Annotated in this window: 1 protein-coding gene; it reads right to left on the bottom strand. The window is 64.8% G+C overall.

The window, feature by feature from the left end; translation table 11 throughout:
• A partial coding sequence (locus tag BST12_RS29455; protein WP_139802099.1) for a DEAD/DEAH box helicase occupies positions 1 to 423 on the bottom strand: 423 nt, incomplete at both ends.

The following is a 423-nucleotide window of genomic DNA, read 5'->3' as shown; positions in this document are numbered from 1 at the left end:
GTATCGGCGTCGCGGTCATCACCAGCAGGTGCGGGGTAATGCCGGCGGGGGCCTTGGCGCGCAACTGATCTCGCTGCTCGACACCAAACCGGTGTTGCTCGTCGACCACCACCATGCCCAGGTTGTGAAAGTCGACGGCCTCCTGCAGCAGCGCGTGCGTGCCGATGACGATGCCGACCTGACCGCTGGCGATTTCGGCGCGAACTTGCTTCTTCTGCCCTGCCGTCATCGAACCGGTGAGCAGTGCCACCCGGGTGGCGTTTTCGGCGCCTCCCAGTTGGCCGCCCATGGCCAGCGGCCCTAGGACATCGCGGATCGATCGCAAGTGTTGTGCGGCAAGGACTTCCGTTGGCGCCAGCAGGGCACACTGGTAACCCGCGTCCACCATCTGCAGCATCGCCAACACCGCAACGATCGTTTTGC

Origin of the sequence: Mycobacterium angelicum (assembly GCF_002086155.1) — a bacterium.
Lineage (GTDB): Bacteria > Actinomycetota > Actinomycetes > Mycobacteriales > Mycobacteriaceae > Mycobacterium > Mycobacterium angelicum.
Note: the sequence above shows the minus strand (reverse complement) of the source record. Positions and strands in the feature narration are given on the sequence as shown.